We start from the raw sequence: 18982 nt of genomic DNA, 5'->3' as shown, positions 1-18982 counted from the left end.
GCCATGCAAGCCTCGCCACAACGCCGGATCACCTCGCACCGCACGGCCCTCGCCATGCTGGCGGCGGCCGCACTGACGGCCTGCGCGGTCGGCCCCGATTTCACCGTGCCGGCCGCGCCCGCGGTGCCGGCTTACACCGCCGGCACGCAACCGGAGCGCACCAGCGCCGCCGACGTGCCGCACGGCCAGGCGCAGGTGCTGGAGAGTGGCGGCGACGTGCCGGCGCAATGGTGGGCGCTGTTCCGCAGCCCGGCGCTGGACCGCACGATCCGCGCGGCGCTGGACGCCAGCCCGACGCTGGCGCAGGCACAGGCCCGCATCGAGCAGGCGCGCCAGGAGCTGGCGGCCACCACCGGCGCGCGCTTGCTGCCGCGCGTGGACGCCAGGCTGAACACTACCCGCGAGCAGGTCAATTTCAACTCGCTGGGCATTACCGCCTTTCCCAGTCCGGGGCCGTTCACGCTGTATGGCGCCAGCGTGGAAATCTCCTACACGCTCGACCTGTTCGGCGGCCAGCGGCGCGAGCTGGAGGGCTTGCGCGCGGCGGTGGACTACCAGCGTTTCGAACTGGAAGCCGCGCGCCTGACGCTGGCCGGCAACGTGGCCACCGCCGCGATCCGCGAGGCCGGCTTGCGCGCGCAGATCGCCGACACCGAGGCCATCGTGCGGGCCCAGCAGCGCCAGCTCGATATTGCGGGGCAGCGCCTGCGCGCCGGCGGCGTGGCGGAGGTCGACGTGCAGCGCCAGCGCAACGAACTGGCGCAGAGCCAGGCCCTGCTGCCAGGCCTCGCGCAACAACTCGCGGCCACGCGCCACCAGCTTGCGGTGTACCTGGGACAGGCGCCGGCCAGTGCCGACCTGCCCGAATTCCGCCTGGCCGATCTCACGCTGCCCGCCACGCTGCCGCTCAGCCTGCCCTCCACGATGGCGCAACGGCGCCCCGACATCCGCGCGGCCGAAGCGCTGCTGCACCAGGCATCGGCAAACATCGGCGTGGCCACGGCGCAGCTCTATCCGCAGCTGACGCTATCCGGCAACGCCGGTTCGCAGTCCCTGTCCGCGCGCGACCTGTTCGGCAGCCTCAACGTGTGGTCGCTGGCCGCGGGGCTGGTGCAGCCGGTGTTCCGCGGCGGCGAGCTGGTGGCGCGCAAGCGCGCCGCCGAGGCCGCCTACGAGCAATCGCTGGCGGCCTACCAGCAAACGGTGCTGACGGGCCTGCGCGAAGTGGCCGATGCACTGCGCGCGCTGGAAGCGGATGCGAACACGCTGCAAGCACGCGCCGACAGCGCCAGGCAGGCGGCCGATACGCTTGCCGTGGTGTCGGGCCAGTATCGTCTTGGCGGAGTCAGCCAGCTTGCCGTGCTCGATGCCGAACGGCAATACCGGCAGGCTGCGCTCGCCCTGGCGCAGGCCACCGCAAGCCGTTTCACCGATTCCGCGGCGCTGCTGCAGGCACTGGGCGGCGGCTGGTGGCAACCGCAGGAGTCAGCCGCGCGATAGTCGACGCCCGGTGGCGCCCGCGAGAAGGAGCGTGGCAGATCGCTTCGCGCCGGGTTGGCGGATCGTGCCCGCAACCACGCCATATCGCGGCGAAGCCGCTCAGCGTCCCAGGAACCCGCGCAACCGCCGCACGCCTTCGTCCAGCCGCGCCGGATCGCAGGCATAGCACCAGCGCACAAACCCCTCCCCCTCCTCGCCGAACGCACTCCCCGGCGCCAGTCCCAGCCGAGCCTCGCGCACCAGCTGTTTGCACAACGCAAGACTGTCACCCGCGCCCGCAAGCCGGAAGAACACATACATCGCCCCTTCCGGCGCATGCACATCCACGCCCGGCACGGCCGCCAGCGCACCCACCAGGTGATCGCGCGCCGCGCGCAGCCGCCCGACCAGTTCGCGGGTGAAAGCCTCGCCCTCGCGCACCGCCACGATGCCGGCTTCCTGCACGAAGGAAGGCGCGCACGACGTGTTGTACTCGACCAGCTTGCCGAGATCGTCGGTCAGCGCCGCCGGCAGCACCATCCAGCCCAGGCGCCAGCCGGTCATCAGCCACGCCTTGGAGAAGGAGTTCACGCAGATCACCCGCTCGTCGCGGCTGGCGATATCCAGGAAGGACGGCGCGACGGCGCCATCGCCGGTACCGTAGTACAGCCGCTCATAGACTTCATCCGCAATGATCCAGATGCCGTGGCGGCGGCAATGCGCCAGCACCGCTTGCTGGTCCGCGCGCGACATCACCCAGCCGGTGGGATTGTTGGGCGAGTTGATCATCAACAGGCGCGTTTCGGGCGTCAGCGCGGCCAGCAGCTTGTCGAGGTCCAGGGTCCAGCCATGCGCGCCGTAATCGAGCGAGACGGTTTCCACCTCGGCGCCGAGAATCTTGGGAATCTCCACCAGGTTGGGCCAGAGCGGCGTGACCGCAACGGCGCGGTCGCCGGGCCCGGCCACCAGTTGTGCCGCCAGCATCAGCGCGTTGACACCCGCGCTGGTGACCACCACGTTATCGGGCGCCGTCGCACCATGCAGCGCACTGACGTACTCGGCCAGCGCGCCGCGCAGCGGGGCGATGCCGAGATTGTGCGTGTAGAAGGTGGCGCCCCCGGCCAGCGCATGGCTAGCGGCATCGCGGATAAAGGCGGGCGTGATCTGGTCGGATTCGCCGAACCAGAAGGGCAGCACATCGGGCAGGCCGATGCCTGCGTTAGCCACCTCGCGGATGCGCGAAGCGCGCAGGTCATGGACGGTGGCGCGGGCTGCGGCCGGGGCGGGCACAAAGCCGGTCGGGCTGACGGACATCTGGACTCCTGGTGGTGTGGGGGTCATGCCGGTCCGGATGCCGTGAGAGTCGGCCCGATTTGCGGCAGGTGAGAAAGCGTACCGCAAAGGCACCCTTGCGGGTCAATGCCGCGACTGACCACGCCTGCATCCGACGCCACCGCGCCGATCACCGGACATTTGCGTCATATCGAAGGTTCGCCCGACCTGACCGTGCGCCATGGCATCCTTGCCAGGGGCTGAGCACGGCGCTGGCGTGGCATGCGATGCGCGGCATCGCAGCACCGGAGCGGACCGGGAGCCGCCCTCTAGCGGCCCGGATCGTCCTGCTGCTGCCAGCCGGGTTTCATGCGCAGGCCGAAGCTGCTGCGCGGCTGCACGTCGCGCTCGGGGCGCAGTGCGTATTGGTCGTGATTGACTGACGGCGCGTTGGCGGCTTGCTGGGCGGCCTGCGATGTCGGCGTGCGGCCGGCGCGCGTGCCGGCCTTGGCCGGCGCGCGCACGCCGCTTGCGTCCGACGCGGCGGCGGGTGCCGCCAGCAGGGCCGGACTGGCCAGGCCGAGCCATAACGCCGCCAGGATGGGAGAAAGAGTCTTTTCGATCACGCTGTCACACGGCGGCGACGCATGGTCTGCCCGGCCGCCCCGACTCATGGGCGAACGGCAGGACCGGCGGCGGCCACCAGTTGCTGAATCCGTCATTGTCTCAGCTACCGGGGCCGCCGGGTGAAAACCGCCCGCGGCCTCGCTTTCCGGCAGGCCGGCGAGAGCCGGCCTGGCCATCTTGCGCCACCGGACGCCTCAGGCCGCCGCCTTGCCGGCCGGCTTGCCACGCGCCAGCACCGGCGCCAGCGCCGCGCCGGTATGGCTGGCCCGCACCCGCACCAGCCCCTCCGGGTCGGTAGCCGCGACGATGCCGCCGCCAGCCACCCCGCCTTCGGGACCCAGGTCGAGGATCCAGTCGGCTTCCGCGATCACATCGAGGTCGTGCTCGATCACCACCACGCTGTGGCCACCGTCCGCCAGCCGGTGCAGCACGCGGATCAGCTTGGCCACGTCGGCCATATGCAGTCCGACAGTCGGCTCGTCCAGCACGTACAGGGTGTGCGGCGCCTGCTGCCCGCGCCGCGTGATGTCGTCGCGCACCTTGGACAGCTCGGTCACCAGCTTGATGCGCTGCGCCTCCCCGCCGGACAGCGTGGGCGACGGCTGGCCCAGCGTCAGGTAGCCCAGGCCCACATCCTTCATCAGCTGCAGCGGGTGCGCGATATTGGACATGGCGGAGAAGAACGCCACCGCCTCGTCGATCTCCATCGTCAGCACGTCGCCGATGTTCTTGCCGCGCCAGGTGACCGCCAGCGTTTCCGGGTTGAAGCGCTGGCCGTGGCAGACGTCGCAATGCACCTTCACATCGGGCAGGAAGCTCATGCCGATGGTGCGCACGCCCTGGCCTTCGCAGGCCGGGCAGCGGCCGTCGCCGGTGTTGAAGGAAAAGCGCGAGGCGGAATAGCCGCGCGCCTTGGCTTCCAGCGTCTGCGCGAACAGCTTGCGGATGGTGTCCCACACGCCGATGTACGTGGCCGGGCAAGAGCGCGGCGTCTTGCCGATCGGGGTCTGGTCGACTTCCAGCACGCGGTCGATGCTCTCAAAGCCGGTGATGCTGTCGCAGCCCTGCCAGTCGTGCGTGACCTCCAGCTTGCGGCGCGGCTCGGGGCGTGCCGTGGCCTGCGAGCGCGCGGGCGCCTCGCTGCCGGCCGCCTTGCGCGCGCGCCGCGTGGCCGGCGACGACATGACCGAACGGCCCACCGCGTCGAGCAAGTTGRCCATCAGCACATCGCGCGCCAGCGTGGACTTGCCCGAACCGCTGACGCCGGTGATGGCCACCAGCCTCCCCAGCGGGATGCTGGCGGTGACGTTGCGCAGGTTGTGCAGCTTGGCGCCATGCACGGTCAGCCAGCGCCCGGGCACGGCCTCGCTGCCCTTGCCCTCCGGCTTCACCGCGCGGCGCGGCTGCAGCGGATGCAGGATCGGCCGGGCCAGGAACTGGCCGGTCAGCGAGTCCGGGCTGGCCGACAGCGCGGCCACGCCGCCCTCCGCCACCAGCGTGCCGCCGCGCTTGCCGGCGCCGGGGCCGATGTCGATGATGTGGTCGGCGCGGCGGATGGTGTCCTCGTCATGCTCCACCACCACCAGCGTATTGCCCTTCTCGCCGAGCTTGCGCAGCGCGTCGAGCAGGATCTGGTTGTCGCGCGGATGCAGGCCGATGGTGGGCTCGTCGAGCACGTAGCAGACACCCTGCAGGTTGCTGCCGAGCTGGGCCGCAAGCCGGATGCGCTGCGCCTCGCCGCCGGAGAGGCTGGGCGCGGCGCGGTCCAGGCTGAGGTAGCCCAGGCCGACTTCTTCCAGGAACTGCAGGCGGCTGCGGATCTCGCTCACCACGTCGCGCGCGATCTCGCCTTCGCGGCCTGCGAGGCGCAGGCCCTGCACCCAGCGGTGCGTATCGGAGACCGTCCACTGCGCCACTTCCACGATGGGGTGCGCGTCGAACGTCACCGCGCGCGCCACCGGGTTCAGCCGCGTGCCGCCGCAATCCGCGCACGGCGTATCGGCCACGTCATCGGGCTCTTGCTGCTCGGAAGGCAGCGTCTGCTCGCGCCCGCGATTGTCGTCGGCCATCACGGTATCGTCGTAGACCGCGCGCTGCTCCCGCGTGAGGGTCAGGCCGGTGCCGACGCAGCTGGTGCACCAGCCGTGCTTGCTGTTGTAGGAGAACAGGCGCGGGTCCAGTTCGGGATAGCTGGTGCTGCACACCGGGCAGGCGCGCTTGGTCGAGAACACGGTGGTGCTGCCGACGCGGGCGGTGCCGCCGTTGCCCATCGCGTGCTGCAGGCCGTCGAGCGGCGCCAGCAGGTGCATCACGCCCTTGCCGGCTTCCAGCGCCTGGCCCAGCATCGCGCGCAGCGCGGCTTCGTTGTCCGCGGACACGATGATGTCGCCGACCGGCAGCTCGATGGTGTGCTCGCGGAAACGGTCCAGGCGCGGCCACGGGTCCACCGGCAGGAATTCGCCGTCGACACGCAGGTGCGTATTGCCGCGCGCCTTGGCCCATTTGGCCAGGTCGGTATAGACACCCTTGCGGTTGACCACCAGCGGCGCCAGCAGGCCAACGTGCTGGCCCTTGTAGTCGCGCAGCAGCTGCGCGGCGATGGACTCGGGGCTTTGCGAGGTGACCGGCGTGCCGTCGTGGATGCAATGCTGGATGCCCAGCTTCACATACATCAGCCGCAGGAAGTGCCAGACCTCGGAGGTGGTCGCCACCGTGCTCTTGCGGCCGCCGCGCGACAGGCGCTGCTCGATGGCCACCGTGGGCGGGATGCCGTACACCGCATCCACCTCCGGCCGCCCGGCGGGCTGCACGATGGAGCGCGCATAGGCATTGAGCGATTCAAGGTAGCGGCGCTGCCCTTCATGGAACAGGATGTCGAACGCGAGCGTGGACTTGCCCGAGCCGGACACCCCCGTGATGACGTTGAACTTGCCGTGCGGGATATCGACGTTGAGCGCCTTCAGGTTGTGCTCATGCGCGTTGACGATGCGCACCACGTCCTCGCCCTCGATGGCGCGGCGCGCGCGCGCCGCGCGCAAGGCAGCCTGCAACGGCACGCCGGCATCTTCGGCCACGAAGGCATGGCCCACGGCGCGGTCGTACTGCAGCAGCGCCTTGCCGGTATGCGAGTCCGCGCAGCGCTTGACATCTTCCGGCGTGCCCACGCACAGCACGTCGCCGCCGGCGTCGCCGCCCTCGGGACCGAGGTCGATGATCCAGTCGGCGGCGCGCACCACGTCGAGGTTGTGCTCGATCACGATCAGCGAATGCCCACCGTCCAGCAGCTTGCCGAAGGCGCGCATCAGCTTGGCGATATCGTCGAAGTGCAGCCCGGTGGTGGGCTCGTCGAACATGAACAGCTTGCACTCGTACGGCATCGGCTTGACGCGCGTATTGCTTGCCTGCGCGGTCTCGGCCAGGTAGCCGGCCAGCTTCAGGCGCTGGGCCTCGCCGCCCGACAGCGTGGGCACCGGCTGGCCCAGCTTGACGTACTCCAGGCCCACGTCGACGATCGGCTGCAGCACACGCAGCACCGCCGCATCGCCGGCGAAATACGCCACGGCTTCGCTCACGGTCAGCTCAAGCACATCGGCCACGCTGAGCGCGCGCGGCGCTTCGCCCGGCAGTGCGCGCTCGATCTTCACTTCAAGGATTTCAGCGCGGTAACGCCGGCCATCGCAGTCCGGGCAGCGCAGGTAGACGTCGGAGAGGAACTGCATCTCGACGTGCTCGAAGCCCGAGCCGCCGCAGGTGGGGCAGCGCCCGTCGCCGGAGTTGAAGCTGAACATGCCCGCGGTATAGCTGCGCTGCAGCGCCATCGGCGCCTTGGCGAACAGCTTGCGGATCTCGTCGAAGGCGCCGACATAGCTGGCCGGGTTGGAGCGCGCGGTCTTGCCGATGGGCGACTGGTCGACGAACACCACATCGGCCACCTGTTCCGCGCCGGTCAGGCCGCGGAAGGCGCCGGGGGCATCCGTGGACTTGCCGAACTGGCGCGCCATGGCGGGATAGAGCACGTCCTGCAGCAGCGTGGACTTGCCCGAACCGGACACGCCGGTCACGCATACCAGCCGCTGCAGCGGAATCTCCACGGTCACGTCGCGCAGGTTGTGCTCGCTCGCGCCTTCCAGCACGATGCGCGGCGTGGCGGCATCCACCGCGCGCGGTTCCCAGCGGGAGAGATCGGTCACCTGGCGGTGCCCGGCAAGGTACTCGCCGGTAAGCGTGCCCGAACCGCGGATAGCGGCCGGCGTGCCGTCGAAGATGATGTTGCCCCCGCGCTCGCCCGGGCCGGGGCCCATGTCGATCAGGCGGTCGGCAGCGAGCATCACCGAAGGATCATGCTCCACCACCACCAGCGTATTGCCGGCATCGCGCAGGCGATGCATGGCCTCGACGATGCGGTTCAGGTCGCGCGGGTGCAGGCCGATGCTCGGCTCGTCGAGCACGAACAGCGTCTTGACCAGCGAAGTGCCCAGCGCGGTGGTGAGGTTGATGCGCTGCACCTCGCCGCCAGACAGCGTGCGGCTCTGGCGGTCCAGCGTGAGGTAGCCCAGGCCCACGTCGCACAGGTATTTCAGGCGCGTGCGCACCTCGGCCAGCAGCAGCTTGAGCGCGTCGTCGAGCATCAGGCTCGGCAGCGTGAGTTCGTCGAAGAATCTGCGGATGCGCTCGATCGGCATCAGCATCAGGTCATGCACGGTCAGGCCGGGCAGCGCTTCGAGCTGCGTGCGGTCCCAGTCCACGCCGCGCGGCAGGAAGCGTTTTTCCGGCGCGCACACGGCGTCGGCGCCCGGCTTGCTGCCCAGGCGCCACAGCAGCGCCTCCGTCTTGAGCCGCGCGCCGCCGCAAGTCTCGCACGGCGTATAGCTGCGGTACTTGGACAGCAGCACGCGGATATGCATCTTGTACGCCTTCGACTCCAGGTAGTCGAAGAAGCGCTTGACGCCATACCAGTGCGTATTCCACTTGCCGTTCCAGTCCGGCGAGCCGTCGATGACCCAGGCCCGCTCGGCCGGGGTCAGGCCGGACCAGGCCACGTCGCGCGGGATGCCCGCCTTGGCGGCGTAGCGCATCAAGTCGTCCTGGCACTCCTTCCAGGCCGGCGTCTGCATCGGCTTGATGGCGCCGCCGCGCAGCGTCTTGCGCTCGTCCGGAATCACCAGCCCGAGATCCACGCCGATCACGCGGCCGAAGCCGCGGCAGGTCTCGCAGGCGCCGTAGGCGGAGTTGAAGGAGAACAAGGCCGGCTGTGGATCGGCATAGCGGATATCGCTCTCCGGGCTATGCAGGCCGGTGGAAAAGCGCCATACCTGGGGCTCCGCGCCCTCATTGGCAGCGTCGGGCACATAGACGTTGACCCGGCCGCTGCCGCGCTTGAGCGAGGCCTCGATGGCTTCCAGCGCCCGTACCTTCTCGGTATTGCCGAGGCGGAAACGGTCGGCCACCACGTCGAGCACCTTGCGCGGCCCGGTGGGCGACGCCACCACGCGCTGCGCCTGCACCCGCGTATAGCCGCTGACGGACAGCCACTGCTCGATCTCGGCGTCCGTAGTGGTTTCCGGCAGTTCCACCGGGAAGGTCACGACCAGACGGGGATCGCCGTCCGGCGCCTGCGCGGCGCGTGCCCGCAGCTCGGCGTAGATGGTCTCCGGCGAGTCGTGCCGCACCGGCTGCGCGGTCTGGCGGTCGAACAGCTCGGCGGCGCGCGCGTACAGCAGCTTCAGGTGATCGTTGAGCTCCGTCATGGTGCCGACCGTGGAGCGCGAGCTGCGCACCGGGTTGGTCTGGTCGATGGCGATGGCCGGTGGCACGCCGTCGACCCGGTCCACCTGCGGCCGGTCCATCCGGTCCAGGAACTGGCGCGCGTAGGCGCTGAAGGTCTCGACGTAGCGCCGCTGCCCTTCGGCGTAGAGCGTATCGAACACCAGGCTCGACTTGCCCGAGCCCGACGGCCCGGTCACCACGGTCATTTCGCCGGTGCGCAGGTCGAGGTCGAGATTCTTGAGATTGTGCTGACGGGCTCCGCGGATACGGATGACACCGGATGACATGGGTTGCGTCCTTTTGATGCGGGTGGCTGGCGGAATGCTTGCGAGCGGGGTGCGACGTGCGGGCGGCGGAGGGCCGGGCGCGGGTGCCGGACGGACAATCCCGTTGCGCCCGCCTGGCGCTGCGCCGGGTACTGCCCACAGCACCGCGCACCTCAAAGGCGCGGCATTGGTTCGGTCAGGCCGCTATCGTATCCCGAAGGGCGGCGGCGTGCCGCGCGGCAACGTGTGGCCCTGACATCTCCTGACAGCACGGTGTCAGGAGGAAATGGGGACACATGACGCAAACAGAAGTCCCGAAGCGGCTGGCGAGGACGCCACGGGGCGCAACCAGCGCGCGGCCGCGGTCTTCGGCGTTCAACCGGCGATGGATGATGCCGCCGGTCGTGGACGGCGGGCATCGCTGTTCCGCTGCGCCAGGCGGTTGCGGCGAAATGCCTCAGTGCGATGCAGGAATCCGGTAGCCATCGCTGAGCGTCTTCAGGAACGCGATGACATCGCGGATCTCGGCCTCCGACAGGGCGGGCTTGCTGCCCGGCGCCCCGCCGAACGGCGGTTCCATATTGACGTTTTCGCGGTATCGGGCGGGCAGGTCGTCGAACTTGTCGATGCTGCCGTCGGCCTTGCGCGGGTACCACTTGCCTGGCCGGCTGTCCCGTTCCACATAGAAGCGCAGCACGTCTTCGAGCGAATGGAAAGCACCGTTGTGGAAGAAGGTCTTGCGCTGCGCCACGTTGCGCAGCCCCGGGGTGCGGAACAGGCCGCAGTACTCGGCCCGGTCCTTCAGGTCGGTGCGATCCGGCCCGCACAGTCCCAGGTCGAAGAAGGCAGGGTCGGCGTTGGCTGCCAGCTTGCGGTTGCGCGGCACGCCCAGCCCGATAAAGCCAAAGTCGCTGAAGGCGGGAAACACGCCATCGGCGCTGATCGCGCTCGGATGGCACGACGCGCAGTTGCCTTTGGCGGGATCGTTGAACAAGCGCAGGCCGCGCGCTTCCTGCTCGGTCAGCCTGACCTGCCGCCGCAGGAACGCATCGTATTTGCTGGTGTAGGGATAGAACTCGGACGGCGTCTCCTGGAATACCTCCAGCACCATCAGCGCCGCCTTGAAGGCAAGCTCGTCACGCGCCAGGATATCGGCACCGAACACCTCGCGGAACGTTTGCGYGTGCTTGCCGCCGCGCAGCCTGGCCGCCACCGCCGCGGCATCGGCGTTCGCCATCTCATGGGGCGACAGCAGCGGAATGCCCGCCTGCTCGTGCGTGGAAGCCGCCCGCCCGTCCCAGTTGTGCCCGCCGGTCGGGCCCTGGTCTTCGCTGTCGTTGCCGTCGTTCTCGTGGAAGTGCTCTGAGAACGATGGCACGTTCTGCACATAGCGCAGCGAGGGCGCGGCGCGCGCGCCGGTGCGCCGCATATCGGTGCCGCCCAGTTGCACGGAAAGATCGTTACCGGGGCCGTAGGCGTGGTCCGGGCTATGGCAACTCGCGCACGCGAGCCGGCCCGATGCGGATAGCGCGGGATCGAAGAACAGCGCCTTGCCGAGCGCCGCCATCGCCGGCACGGAGGGCCGGCGCGTCGCCATCAGGGTGTAGAACGCATCGGCATAGGCGGGCCGCGCGGGGGCCTCCCGGGCCACGGGCGGCGCGGACGCGGGCGCCGCTTCCTGCCCGGACTTGCCACAGGCCGGCAGTGTCAGCGCGAACGCCAGCAGCAAGGCACCTGCGGCGAATCGGAGGATCGGGGAAGGAACTGGCGACAAACCGGAGCGCGGTGGCATCTCTGCGGGACGGTGGCACGGCGAGGGCGTGGATGGTGCGGCAGCCCAGGCACAGGTGTTCAAGGATGGCCCGCCAAGCTAGCACCCTCGCATGACATTGGCGTGTCAGACGCGGCCTTGCGTCGGATTTCCGCCCGGCAGCCATCATCAATCTGACATGGAGCAGCGCGAGAATCGCGCCGCAGTCCGACAAGACCGACAAGACCGACAAGAACCTTCTCACAAAAAACCAAACAGGAAAATCCATGCGCCGAACTTTGAGACTCTATCCCCTTGCGGCGGTGGCTGCCGCGGCCATGGCTGCCTGCGGTGGCAGCGACTCCGGCAGCGCCAGTACGCCTGCGGCCATCACTACGTCGGGCGTCGTGACCGGCAGCTATTTCGAACATGCCAAGGTCTGCATCGATGCCAACAATAATGGCAAGTGCGAAAGCAGCGAAACCAGCACGTACACCGGCAAGGACGGCGCCTTCAATCTGGCCGGCCAGGGCGCGATCGCCGCGGAAATCGGCAGTGACGCCTTCCGCAACGACGACGCCGGCGGCCACGCCGCCGTGACCCGGCCGCTGGTGTTCCGCGCACCGGCTGGCGCCAACGGCGTGATCAGCGCCATCACGACCGAGCTGGTCTCCATCATGGAGACCAACGGCGGCGACCTCACCGCGGCCAAGGCACGACTGGCCGCACGCATCGGGGTGACGGCGGACAAGCTGCTCGCCGACCACAACAAGGAAACCGACAAGACCATCAAGGCGACCCTGCAGGCGGAGATCGACCAGACCATCGACCTGATCGCGGACTCGCTCGCCGGCGGCGGCGACATCGCCCAGGCGCTGCGCGACGGCGTCGCCAGGCGGGTCGCCCTAGACAACATCAAGACCGTGGTGGTGATCTATGCCGAGAACCGCGGCTTCGACAATCTCTACGGCCTGTTCCCGGGCGCCAACGGCATCCCCGGCGTGAACCCCGCTTCGACCGGCACCGTCGAGCCGCAGAAGGACTTCGACGGCTCCATTCTGCCGGTGCTGCCGCCGACCTGGGGCGGGCTCACCGCGGCAGGGCAAGCCGTCCAGTCCATGGGCTACTACGATGGCAGCAAGATGGCCATGTGGCAGATCGCCAAGCAATACGTGCTCGCCGACAACTTCTACATGGGTGCCTTCGGCGGCTCGTTCCTGAACCACCAATACCTGATCTGTGCCTGCGCCCCGCAGTACCCGAACGCCGACGCCGCCAGCTCGCCCGCCAAGGGCTCGATCTCGGCGATCGATGTCGACGCCAAGGGCAACTTCACGCGCCTGACGCCCGGCACCGGCAATCCCGCCTCAGTCCTCGCCGGCAAGGCGGTGTACCTGAACGACAGCACGCTGACGCCCAAGGACGCCAGCGGCATGTTCTATGCCGTCAACACCATGCAGCCGGACTACCAGCCGAGCGGCAACAAGCCCGCCGCCACCGATACCACTGGCCTCTACGCCGACCCCGCCAAGGCGACCACGCTGCCGCCGCAGACCCAGACCACCATCGGCGACCTGCTGAGCGCGCGCGGCATCAGCTGGGCATGGTATGCCGGCGCCTGGGCCAAGGCCACGCAGGACCCGACCGCCATCTACAACAACACGGTGCCCAACTTCCAGGCGCACCACCAGCCGTTCAACTACTACGCGAACTTCGATCCGGTCACCCAGGCCGCCAACCGCGGCGCGCACCTGAAGGACTTCGACAGCCAGTTCCTGCAGGACGCCGCGGCAGGCACCCTGCCGGCAGTCGCGTTCTACAAGCCGCAGGGCAACCTGAACCAGCACCCCGGCTACGCGAGCGTGACTGACGGCGACGCCCATATCGCCAGCGTGATCGCGCAATTGCAGAAGAGCCCGCAGTGGAAGAACATGCTGATCCTGGTCACCTACGACGAAAACGGCGGCTTCTACGACCACGCGCAAGTGCCCACCGGCGACCGCTGGGGCCCTGGCACGCGTATCCCGGCCATCCTGGTGTCGCCGTACGCGAAGAAAGGCTTCGTCGACCATACGCAATACGACACGGCCTCGGCCCTGCGCTTCATCACCCGCCGCTTCGTCCTGCCGACCCTGCCCGGCCTGCAGCAACGCGACACCGCGCTGCTTGCCAGCAAGGGCAAGGCGATGGGCGACCTGACCAACGCGCTGGACTTCACGGCCATGCCGCACTGATGGTGCCGAAAAAAACCTGAGGTGTTGGCCGAAGCCGACCGGATACGCCAAAGCCGTCTGGAATGACGACGGCTGTCGCCCCCTCTCCCACTCGTGGGAGAGGGAGCAAACCGGCCTTCGAAGCTGACCTTGAGGTTAAGCCGTTACCGCCATACCGCGCGGCGTACGGCCGATCAGCTCTCTTCCTTCGGCATCTGCGACACAATGAACTCGTGCTCAGCCGTGTTCAGCGTCGACACCCGCCACTCCACTGGCTGCCGGTGGTAGGTGAATGCCACGCGGTGGATGCGCATCAGCGGCGCGCCCGGCGCCACGCCGAGCAGGGCCTGCTCCCGCTCGGTAGCCAGCACCGAACGCAGGCGCTCCTCGGTCTGGATCACATTGACGCCGAAGGACTCCTGGTAGAAGTTGTACAGCGTAGTTGGCCGGCTACGTAACTGCGCCTCGGTCAGCCCGGCAAACAACCGCTCCGGCAGCACGATCTCGTCGATCATCATCGGCCGTTCGTCCAGCGACAGCACGTTGGTCAACTGGAACGCCCGCGCGCCTGCCTCCAGCCCCAGCAACGCGCACACGCTCTTGTCCGCCTTGATCTTGCGGAACGACTCCAGCTCCACGGTCGGATAGCCGCGATGGCCGTCCTGGTGGGCCACCTTGAAGAAGCGGAAGAAATGATCGTCGCGCCGGTGCGTGGCCACGAAGGTGCCTCGCCCCTGATGCCGGATCAGCAGGCTTTCCGCCACCAGTTCGTCGATGGCCTTGCGCAGCGTGCCGATCGACACGCCGAAGCGTTCGGTCAGCTTCTTCTCCGACGGGATCGCCTCGCCGGGCTTCCATTCGCCATCGGCCAGCGCCTGCAATACATGCCGTTTGACGTCCTTGTAGAGGACGCCGCCCGGCGGAGGGATATCTCGTAGGTTGCTCATGGCTTGGTGCTTTCTCTGGATGACTGGAATGTACCAGAGAATAACTCATACAACTCATACATATGACATAGTTGACATGAAGGAATTTGGAAACTATTCTTTGTTCCATCGGTTGCCGCTCACCGCTTGCTGCACCGTAACAAAACCCCCCAAAGGAGGAGCAATGATTCACGTAGTGCTGCACGATGCAAAAGACACGGTCGCCGTAGCGGTGGTCGAGGGGATCGAGGCCGGAACCGAGCTGAACGCCTGGATCATGGACGAGGACAAGATCATCACGGTGGTTGCCAAGCAGCCCATCCCGATCGGCCACAAGGTGGCGCTGCGCGACATGGAAGTGGGCCAGACCGTCTTCAAGTACGGCATCGACATCGGCAAGGTGGTCGCGCCCATCAAGGCCGGCGACCACGCCCACGTCCACAACATCAAGACCAAGCGCTGGTAAGCCGCGCCCCGCCCTCGCACCCCTACAACATACCGAGAGAACATCCATGTCCGTCATCGACAACCAGACCACCTTCCGGGGCTATCGCCGCGACAACGGCCGCGTCGGCGTGCGCAACCACGTCATCATCCTGCCGCTGGACGACCTCTCCAACGCCGCTGCCGAAGCCGTTGCCACCGCCATCAAGGGCACCATGGCGATTCCGCACCCGTACGGCCGCCTGCAGTTCGGTCCCGACCTCGACCTGCACTTCCGCACCCTGATCGGCGCCGGCAGCAACCCCAATGTGGCGGCCGTGGTGGTGATCGGCATCGAGGATGGCTGGACCAAGAAGGTGGTGGACGGCATCGCCAAGACCGGCAAGCCGGTGGTAGGCTTTGGCATCGAAGGCCATGGCGACCACGACACCATCATGCGCGCCTCCAAGGCCGCCAAGGAGTTCGTGCAGTACGCCACCGGCCTGCACCGCGTGGAATGTCCGATCAGCGACCTGTGGATCTCGACCAAGTGCGGCGAATCCGACACCACCTCCGGCTGCGGCGCCAACCCGACCGTGGGCAACGCCTTCGACAAGCTGCATCCGCTGGGCACCACGCTGGTATTCGGCGAGACCTCGGAGCTCACCGGCGGCGAACATATCGTGGCCGCGCGCTGCGCCAACGACAAGGTGCGCCAGGACTTCATGAAGATGTTCAACCGCTACCAGGGCATGATCGACCGCTGGAAGACCACCGACCTGTCCGAATCGCAGCCGACCAAGGGCAATATCGCCGGCGGCCTGACCACGATCGAAGAAAAAGCGCTCGGCAATATCCAGAAGATCGGCAAGAAATGCACCGTCGACGGCGTGCTGGACAAGGCCGAAGAGCCGACCCACCCCGGCCTGTGGTTCATGGACTCGTCCTCGGCTGCCGCGGAAATGGTTACGCTGTGCGCCGCTTCCGGCTATGTCGTGCACTTCTTCCCGACCGGCCAGGGCAACGTCATCGGCAACCCGATCGTGCCGGTAATCAAGCTGTGCGCCAATCCGCGCACCGTGCGCCTGATGAGCGAGCATATGGACGTGGACTGCTCGGGCCTGCTGCAGCGCGAACAGACCCTGGACCAGACCGGCGACAAGCTGCTCGAATGCATGATGGCCACCATCAACGGCCGCTGGACCGCCGCGGAAGCGCTGGGCCACCGCGAGTTCGTGCTCACGCGCATCCACGAGTCCGCCTGATGAAACAGGTCTGCATCAGCGAGTTCATGGACGCCGATGCCGTGGCCGCGCTGGACGCTTGCGTGCGGCTGCGCTACGAACCGGCCTGGGTCGACCAGCGCGACGCCCTGCTTGGCGCGCTGGCGCAAACCGATGCGCTGATCGTGCGCAACCGCACCCGGGTCGATGCCGAACTGCTCGACGCAGCGCCCGCGCTGCGGGTGGTCGGCCGGCTTGGGGTGGGACTGGACAATATCGACGTCAAGTCCTGCGAGGCGCGCGGCATCCGCGTGATTCCGGCCACCGGGGCCAACGCGCGCTCGGTGGCCGAATACGTGGTCACGATGGCGCTGATGCTGTTGCGCGGCGCCTATCTGAGCCATGCCGGCATGGTGGCCGGAAAGTGGCCGCGCGCGCGCCTGTCGGAGGGGCATGAGGCACTAGGCAAGACGCTCGGCCTGATCGGCTTTGGCGATATCGGGCGGCTGACCGCGCGGCTTGCGCAGGCGCTGGGCATGCAGGTAGCAGCGCACGATCCGGCACTGCCTGACGATCATCCGGTGTGGCGCGAAACCGCCGTGACACCGATGACGCTGGAGGCACTGCTGGCCAGCGCGGATGCCGTGAGCCTGCATGTGCCGCTGGTGCCGGCTACGCGCCATCTCATCAACGCGGAGCGCCTGCGCGGCATGAAGCGCGGCGCGGTCCTCGTCAACACCGCGCGTGGCGGCGTGGTCGACGAGGCTGCGCTGGCGGCTGCGCTGCGCGGGGGATCGCTGGCGGRCGCGGCGCTCGATGTCTTCGAAGCGGAGCCGCTGGGGGCCGGCGGTATCCTGGCGGACGCGCCGAACCTGGTGCTGACGCCGCATATCGCCGGCGTCAGTTTCGAGGCCAACGCGCGCGTTTCCATGATGATTGCAGACGCAGTCAAAAACGCATTGGGAGTGCATGCATGACCGCCTACCGGGCAGAAGAACTGGAACGACTCGCCGCGAGCGCCCTGCGCAGCGCGGGCGCTAGTGCGGCGCAGGCAGGCCCCACCGCCCGCGCGCTGGTGCAGGCCGACCTCGCCGGGCTGCCGTCGCACGGCGTCTCGCGCGTGCCCATGTATGTGGCGCACCTGCGCCACCAGCGCGTGAACGGGAACGCCCAGCCCACGGTTGCGCGACAGACGCCGGGCACCACGCTGATCGACGCGCAATCCGGCTTCGCCTTTCCCGCCTGCGCGCAGGCGGTCTCGGCCGCCATCGACAGCGCGCGCGAATGCGGCATTGGCGCCGGCGTGGTGACCAACAGCCATCACTTCGGGGCAGCGGCGCTGCATCTGGACCCTGTGGCGCAAGCCGGCATGATCGGCATCGCCATGGGTAATTCGCCGGCGGCCATGCCGGCCTGGGGCGGCCGCACGCCGCTGTTCGGCACTAATCCGATCGCCGCCGTGTTTCCTCGCAAGGATGCCGACCCGCTGGTCATCGACCTGTCGCTCTCGGAAGTGGCGCGCGGCAAGATCATGGTCGCCGCCAGGCAAGGCAAGCCGATCCCGCCGGGATGGGCGCTGGATGCCGACGGCAAGCCCACCACCGATGCGCAGGCCGCGCTGCACGGCTCGATGCTGCCCGCGGGCGGCGTCAAGGGCGCGATGCTCGCGTTGCTGGTGGAGACGCTGATCGTGTCGCTGGCCGGCGCCCACTTTGGCGCGGAAGCCGATTCCTTCTTCGAGGACGCCGGCAACCAGCCACGTATCGGCCAGCTGTTCCTGGCCTTCAATCCGCGCGGCTTCGCAGGCGATGCCGCGTACCACGCCCGCCTCGAGGCCCTGATCGCCGCCATGCTTTCGGACAGCGGCACCCGCCTGCCCGGCGCACGGCGCATCGACGCGCAAGCCAAGGCCCGGGAGCACGGTATCGAGATCCCCGAAGCACTGGAAAAGGAGTTGCGCACGCTAGCTCAAGCCTGACCGCACCGCATCCACGGCGCCCGCCAGAAGGCGCCGGTCCCACCAAAGGAGACACCATGCACTGCACCTTCCTCCGGCGCATCGCCGGCCCGTCGCTGCTGTTGCTCACGCTGCTCGCCGGACCGGCCGCAGCCAGCAGCACACCTGCAGCCTTCCCGGCCAAGCCGGTCCGCTATGTCGTTCCGTTTGCCGCCGGAGGTCTCACCGATATCTCGGCACGGCAGGTTGGCCAGTACCTGGCCGGGGAATGGAAGCAGCCGGTAGTGGTGGAGAACAAGCCCGGCGGCAATGCGAATATCGGCGCGGAGCAGGTGGCCCGCGCCAGCGCGGACGGCTACACCTGGCTGGCGGTGACGCTGGCGCATTCGTCCAACGTGACGCTGTTTCCCCGCCTGCCATTCAATATGCAGAAGGACCTGGTGCCGGTGGCGCGCATCGCCTCGTCGCCGATGATGGTGGTAGTGCCGGCCAGCTCGCCGATCAAGTCGCTGAAGGATCTGGCTGAAGCGGCGCGCAAGGGGCGCCTGAGCGCTGGTTCCAGCGGCAACGGCACGCCGCCGCACCTGGCGCTTGCACTGTTCGAGCGGATCACCAAGACCACCATCACCCACGTGCCCTACAAGGGCGGCACGCCGTCCATGACCGACCTGATCGGCGGCCAGATCGACGTGGTGTTTTCCAACTTTCCGGAATCGCTGCAAAACGTCAAAGGCGGCAAGCTGCGCGCCCTGGCGGTGACGACGCGCGAGCGCCATCCGCTGATGCCGGATGTGCCGACGGTGGCCGAGGCCGGTTTCCCCGATCTCATCGTGGAGAACTGGACCGGCCTGATGATGCCCGCCGGCACGCCGCAGGCCGTGATCGACAAAGTCGGCAGCTCGGTGACCAGCATGCTGGAGGTGAAGAGCGTGCGCGAGCGCATCATCGCCGGCGGCTTCACGCCGGCACCGATGGCAAGCGCCGCGTTCGCCACCTACTTCAATGGCGAAGTGGCGCGCTGGGCCAAGCTGATCAAGGAACAGGACATCCACGCCGACTGAGAGAGGCGGCGCTGCCGCC

At 68.3% G+C, this 18982-nt stretch carries 12 protein-coding genes; 7 read left to right on the top strand and 5 right to left on the bottom strand.

Going from position 1 to position 18982, the window contains the following annotated elements; all coding sequences use genetic code 11:
• Window positions 1–3: 3 nt before the first annotated feature.
• Entirely contained in the window at window positions 4–1500 is a 1497-nt protein-coding gene (locus tag AC1DN0_RS20690; protein ID WP_441636254.1) for an efflux transporter outer membrane subunit, read from the top strand.
• A 99-nt stretch (window positions 1501–1599) separates the two neighbouring features.
• Here the strand turns inward: AC1DN0_RS20690 and AC1DN0_RS20685 are convergent, their stop codons facing one another.
• The 4 genes from AC1DN0_RS20685 to AC1DN0_RS20670 all read right to left on the bottom strand — a co-directional run bounded on the left by AC1DN0_RS20685 (window position 1600) and on the right by AC1DN0_RS20670 (window position 11202).
• The gene (locus tag AC1DN0_RS20685) at window positions 1600–2793 is read right to left on the bottom strand and encodes a pyridoxal phosphate-dependent aminotransferase (RefSeq protein WP_441636256.1); all 1194 of its coding nucleotides are present in this window, start codon (window positions 2791–2793) and stop codon (window positions 1600–1602) included.
• Between the two features lie 287 nt (window positions 2794–3080).
• On the bottom strand, window positions 3081–3377 hold the full coding sequence (locus tag AC1DN0_RS20680; RefSeq protein WP_477102601.1) for a hypothetical protein: 297 nt from the start codon (window positions 3375–3377) through the stop codon (window positions 3081–3083).
• A 195-nt stretch (window positions 3378–3572) separates the two neighbouring features.
• A complete protein-coding gene (gene uvrA / locus AC1DN0_RS20675; protein ID WP_477145961.1) occupies window positions 3573–9431 on the bottom strand; it encodes an excinuclease ABC subunit UvrA in 5859 nt (1952 codons plus the stop codon).
• Between the two features lie 436 nt (window positions 9432–9867).
• Window positions 9868–11202, bottom strand: coding sequence for a cytochrome-c peroxidase (locus tag AC1DN0_RS20670; RefSeq protein WP_477145960.1), 1335 nt, complete (start codon window positions 11200–11202; stop codon window positions 9868–9870).
• Window positions 11203–11447: 245 nt separating this feature from the next.
• On the opposite strand from AC1DN0_RS20670, the gene acpA reads away from it, so the two are divergent.
• On the top strand, window positions 11448–13394 hold the full coding sequence (acpA, locus tag AC1DN0_RS20665) for an acid phosphatase (protein WP_477145959.1): 1947 nt from the start codon (window positions 11448–11450) through the stop codon (window positions 13392–13394).
• A 173-nt stretch (window positions 13395–13567) separates the two neighbouring features.
• Here the strand turns inward: acpA and AC1DN0_RS20660 are convergent, their stop codons facing one another.
• Window positions 13568–14320, bottom strand: coding sequence for a GntR family transcriptional regulator (locus tag AC1DN0_RS20660; protein WP_276286526.1), 753 nt, complete (start codon window positions 14318–14320; stop codon window positions 13568–13570).
• 163 nt (window positions 14321–14483) lie between these two features.
• Between AC1DN0_RS20660 and AC1DN0_RS20655 the strand changes: the two genes are divergently transcribed.
• From AC1DN0_RS20655 to AC1DN0_RS20635, 5 genes are read left to right on the top strand one after another with little or no spacing between them, the layout of a single operon-like run.
• Window positions 14484–14765 carry a UxaA family hydrolase gene (locus AC1DN0_RS20655; RefSeq protein WP_276286527.1) on the top strand — a complete coding sequence of 94 codons (282 nt, stop codon included), beginning with the start codon at window positions 14484–14486 and terminating at the stop codon, window positions 14763–14765.
• Window positions 14766–14811: 46 nt separating this feature from the next.
• A complete protein-coding gene (locus AC1DN0_RS20650; protein WP_428180698.1) occupies window positions 14812–15987 on the top strand; it encodes a UxaA family hydrolase in 1176 nt (391 codons plus the stop codon).
• Complete coding sequence (locus tag AC1DN0_RS20645) at window positions 15987–16922, top strand: hydroxyacid dehydrogenase (RefSeq protein WP_477145958.1); 936 nt, start codon at window positions 15987–15989, stop codon at window positions 16920–16922. The genes AC1DN0_RS20650 and AC1DN0_RS20645 overlap by 1 nt, the downstream gene beginning before the upstream one ends.
• The gene (locus AC1DN0_RS20640) at window positions 16919–17923 is read left to right on the top strand and encodes an Ldh family oxidoreductase (RefSeq protein ID WP_441627079.1); all 1005 of its coding nucleotides are present in this window, start codon (window positions 16919–16921) and stop codon (window positions 17921–17923) included. Before AC1DN0_RS20645 ends, AC1DN0_RS20640 begins: the two co-directional genes overlap by 4 nt.
• 56 nt (window positions 17924–17979) lie before the next feature.
• Window positions 17980–18963 carry a Bug family tripartite tricarboxylate transporter substrate binding protein gene (locus tag AC1DN0_RS20635; RefSeq protein ID WP_441627077.1) on the top strand — a complete coding sequence of 328 codons (984 nt, stop codon included), beginning with the start codon at window positions 17980–17982 and terminating at the stop codon, window positions 18961–18963.
• Window positions 18964–18982 lie beyond the last annotated feature (19 nt).

The organism is Cupriavidus sp. 05N39, assembly GCF_056397325.1.
This window is presented reverse-complemented; position numbering and strand designations above follow the sequence as displayed.

Coding starts and splice junctions, on each gene's coding strand:
- AC1DN0_RS20690 (WP_441636254.1), top strand. CDS start 4: ATGCAAGCCTCGCCACAACGCCGGATCACCTCGCACCGCACGGCCCTC.
- AC1DN0_RS20685 (WP_441636256.1), bottom strand. CDS start 2,793: ATGTCCGTCAGCCCGACCGGCTTTGTGCCCGCCCCGGCCGCAGCCCGC.
- acpA (WP_477145959.1), top strand. CDS start 11,448: ATGCGCCGAACTTTGAGACTCTATCCCCTTGCGGCGGTGGCTGCCGCG.
- AC1DN0_RS20660 (WP_276286526.1), bottom strand. CDS start 14,320: ATGAGCAACCTACGAGATATCCCTCCGCCGGGCGGCGTCCTCTACAAG.
- AC1DN0_RS20655 (WP_276286527.1), top strand. CDS start 14,484: ATGATTCACGTAGTGCTGCACGATGCAAAAGACACGGTCGCCGTAGCG.
- AC1DN0_RS20650 (WP_428180698.1), top strand. CDS start 14,812: ATGTCCGTCATCGACAACCAGACCACCTTCCGGGGCTATCGCCGCGAC.
- AC1DN0_RS20640 (WP_441627079.1), top strand. CDS start 16,919: ATGACCGCCTACCGGGCAGAAGAACTGGAACGACTCGCCGCGAGCGCC.
- AC1DN0_RS20635 (WP_441627077.1), top strand. CDS start 17,980: ATGCACTGCACCTTCCTCCGGCGCATCGCCGGCCCGTCGCTGCTGTTG.